We start from the raw sequence: 3,501 nt of genomic DNA, 5'->3' as shown, positions 1-3,501 counted from the left end.
GCTACGGCCCCTGCAGGACGTGACCATCACCCTCGCCGGCCAGCAGATCACAGCCACCCCCGAACTCACCGACGACGCCCGAACCATCCTTGATGCACTGACACACTAAAGAGGTCCAACTCAGGTCGAACCAGGCAATCTCCAGCTCGGTGCAGAGAAAAGTCGCCGACGACGCCGGCAGCACTCTTGCCCAGAGGTATGGGAGCAGTCACCAGCGGCCAAGTTGCGCACGGAACTGGCGTACTTCCGGGCGATCGTCCGCGGGTCTCGTGAGAGCCGAGGGCCAGCATCAGCGTGCGCTCGGCCAGCGGGGTCGCGCCGTCCGCCGCCAGAGCCGCATCGATCGCCGCGACGTCCACGAGGGGATCGTCCAGGGCCTCCGTGGGGCCGTCGACTTCGGTCTCGACGGGATCGGCCTGGGCGGTCACGGCGGGGGAAGGTGGCATCACTCGACTCTAACCACTCGGCCCCGCCGGCCCCAGGATCCGGTGTCCCGCCCCACCCGCCATCGCGCGCCGGGGCCACTATCGTGAGGACATGAGCGAACATCGCGCGATCGAGGCCCTGGAGGCCTCCGGCCTGGAGTACGAGATCACCCGGCACGGGCGGATGGGATCCCTCGCCGAGGCGGCCGCCGCGCGCAGGGTCGAGCCCGGATCGATCGTCAAGACGCTCGTGGTGCGCCGCGCCGAGGGGGACTTCCTGTTCGTGCTGGTGCCCGGCGATCGCGAGATCTCCTGGCCGAAGCTGCGCGCCGTGCTCGGCGTGAACCGCCTGTCCATGCCCGACAAGGATGTCGCCAGGGATGTCACCGGCTATGAACGCGGGACCATCACCCCGTTCGGCGCCACCACCGCCTGGCCGGTGATCGCCGACGCCTCCCTGGCCGGGGATCCCACGCGCCGCATCTCCCTCGGCGCGGGCGCCCACGGCGTCGCCGTGACCGTTGCCGCCGAGCCCGCTCTCACGCACCTGCAGGCACAGGTCGCTGACGTCACCGAGCTGCAGTAGCGCCCTCAGGCCGTCGGCGCCCCGGCTGCCAGCCCGTCGACGATCGGGCCGAGGCCCTCCTGGAACGCGCGATCGGCGTCGAACGAGTCGCCGGCATCGTGCGGCTGCTCCGTGAGCTCGGTGAGCCAGGGATGGCCCCGCCGCACGCCGGTACGGTCCAGCCGCCGCACCTCGTCGGCCCACCAGGCACCGTAGGCGATGCCGGTGCTGCCGGCCTCCTGCTGCTCCGCCGCGACCAGCAGGCCCATCCCCTGGATGTAGCCGCTCAGCGCCAGGTACCGGCGCAGCGCCGAGTCCGCGTCGAACCCCATCTCCACGAAGGCCTCCACCATGGCGCGCGACGCCTCCAGGACGGCCGGCACCAGCGGAGGACGGGTGCTGGCCAGGACCTCCACCAGCCACGGATGGGCCAGGTACCGCTGCCATTCCTCCTGCGCGAGGGCCCGCAGCCTCTCGACCGGTGGATCCTTCCGGTGCGACTCCTGCCCGCTGCGGCCCTCCCGGCTGCTGCGCGCGACGATGCGCTGGGCCATCAGGGCCACCAGCCGGTCCCGAGTTCCCACCAGCTGCCGGATCGTGCTCATCGACGCGCCGGTCCGCCCCGCGAGGGCCGCGAAGGTCACGGCGCCGATGCCCTGCCGGTCAGCCAGGGCGACAGCGGCATCGAGCGCGCGTTCGATGTCGACCTGCCCGGCTGCGTCGGAGTCGGATCCGCTGCGCCTGTCGGCGGGTCGCGCGGCGGAGCGGAGCCGCCCCTCGTCGCGACGCCGACGGTACGCCCGGGCCTGGCACGATCTGGAGCAGTACCGACGAGGGCGCCCGGCCCTGCGCTGGTCGGGCCAGCTCTTCCCGCACTCGGAGCACGTCACGTCGGCCTCCCTTTTCGTCACACAGGGTGCTGTGACGAAACTACTCCCCCTCCGGACGCACTGCCACGAGCCTGGTGGGGAACGCGCGAGAACCAGCAGTCCCAGCAGGACCGGACCGAGGAGCACCCACGATGACGTCAGCCATCACCGCCCGAGCCGCCACCGCCGACGAGTACGACGCCGTCGTCGACCTGTGCGCCACTGCCTTCGCCGACGAGGCCGTCACCGCCTGGGCGCTCCCCGATCCCGCCCGCCGCGATGCGCTGCTGCGCGAGAGCTTCCGCGACTCCCTGCGCGCCGCACTCGAGGCCGATGCGGTGATCCTCGCGCTGGACGCGGCGGAGTCCCCGATCGGGGTCTCCATCTGGGTGCCGGTCCCCGACACCGGCCCGAGCGACGAGGCCCCGGAGGACCGCGAGCCCCCGGCCCGGGAGACCGCGACCCGGCGACTGCGGGCCGTGGAACGGGCCACCGCCGCCCGCACGCCGCGCCTGCCGCACCTGCATCTGGTCTCGATGGCCGTGCTTCCCGAGCAGCGGGGCCAAGGAGCGGGCCACGCCCTGATCGAGGCCGGGATCGCCCGTGCCCGGGAGCTCGGGCTGCCCCTGTACCTCGAAGCCTCCACCCCCGCCAATCGGGCCCTCTACCTCCGCCACGGATTCTCGGCCCACGGCGAGCCGATCCGGCTGATCGAGAACGGCCCCACCCTGCAGCCGATGTGGAGGAACTGACCGCAGACGCACAACGGGCGGGCACCCGCAGGTGCCCGCCCGTCCAGTGCGTGGTGCAGGCTCAGTCGTCGGTGAAGGTGACCTTCAGCCCGCCCAGGAGCGCGGCGACCAGGTTGTAGAGGAAGGCCAGCAGCGTGCCCAGCGCGGTGATGATCACGACGTTGACCACGGCGACGATGGTGCCGTAGCTGACCATCTTGGAGAACTCGAAGAACTCCATGAACGGCAGCGGGTCACCGCCGTTGAGGTCACGGCCCAGCTGGTCGATCTGGGTCCACAGGCCGATGGCGTCGACCAGGTTCCACATCAGGATCACGGCGACCACGGTCGCGATACCGATGGCGATCGCCACCAGGAAGGACAGCTTCATCACGGAGAACGGGTCGAGCCGGGCCAGCGTCAGCCGCACGCGGCGCGGCCCGCGCCGCTGCTTCTCGGCGGAGGCCGCGGCAGAGCTCGCGGTCTCCCTCTTCGGGCTGCGGCTGGCGCCCCGGGCGGCGGAGCCCTTCCCGGTCCCGATCCTCTCGTCGGAGGAGCCGTCGGTCTCCTTGCCGTCCTCGACGACCGGGAGCTTCGAGGTCGCATCCGGCGACGCGCTCTGGGGGGAGGACGTGCGGGACGTGGAGGCAGTCCTCGAGTCACTCGTGCTCACGGATCACTCCTCGATCGTGTCGTCGCCGCCGGAGGGCGACCGGTCGGACTCGTCAGAGCCTAGATCATCGGAGGGGGCCGGAGCTGACTGCGACTCGTCCTCGCTCGAGATCTCCACAGCATCCCCGCCTTCTGCCGCCGCGCCCTCGTCGAGGTCCGGGGTCTCCGCGACCTCGGCCAGCTCCTCGTCCACCTCGGACTCGGGGCTGGCGGTGACCAGCAGGATCTGATCGCCCTTG

General features: G+C 71.7%; 5 protein-coding genes. 2 read left to right on the top strand and 3 right to left on the bottom strand.

Going from position 1 to position 3,501, the window contains the following annotated elements:
- The first annotated feature begins 537 nt into the window (after positions 1 to 537).
- The gene (locus tag AC5020_RS16850) at positions 538 to 1,011 is read left to right on the top strand and encodes an aminoacyl-tRNA deacylase (RefSeq protein WP_464989139.1); all 474 of its coding nucleotides are present in this window, start codon (positions 538 to 540) and stop codon (positions 1,009 to 1,011) included.
- 5 nt (positions 1,012 to 1,016) lie between these two features.
- Here the strand turns inward: AC5020_RS16850 and AC5020_RS16845 are convergent, their stop codons facing one another.
- The gene (locus AC5020_RS16845; protein ID WP_464989138.1) at positions 1,017 to 1,880 is read right to left on the bottom strand and encodes a TetR/AcrR family transcriptional regulator C-terminal domain-containing protein; all 864 of its coding nucleotides are present in this window, start codon (positions 1,878 to 1,880) and stop codon (positions 1,017 to 1,019) included.
- A gap of 131 nt (positions 1,881 to 2,011) precedes the next feature.
- Between AC5020_RS16845 and AC5020_RS16840 the strand changes: the two genes are divergently transcribed.
- A complete protein-coding gene (locus AC5020_RS16840) occupies positions 2,012 to 2,611 on the top strand; it encodes a GNAT family N-acetyltransferase (RefSeq protein ID WP_464989137.1) in 600 nt (199 codons plus the stop codon).
- A 61-nt stretch (positions 2,612 to 2,672) separates the two neighbouring features.
- Here the strand turns inward: AC5020_RS16840 and AC5020_RS16835 are convergent, their stop codons facing one another.
- Positions 2,673 to 3,263, bottom strand: a complete 591-nt coding sequence (locus AC5020_RS16835) for a DUF3566 domain-containing protein (protein ID WP_464989136.1) — start codon at positions 3,261 to 3,263, stop codon at positions 2,673 to 2,675.
- Positions 3,264 to 3,266: 3 nt separating this feature from the next.
- On the bottom strand, positions 3,267 to 3,501 hold a 235-nt coding region (locus AC5020_RS16830), incomplete at its 5' end, for a hypothetical protein (protein WP_464989135.1).

Source organism: Brachybacterium sp. SYSU DS0246, from assembly GCF_059391765.1.
Note: the sequence above shows the minus strand (reverse complement) of the source record. Positions and strands in the feature narration are given on the sequence as shown.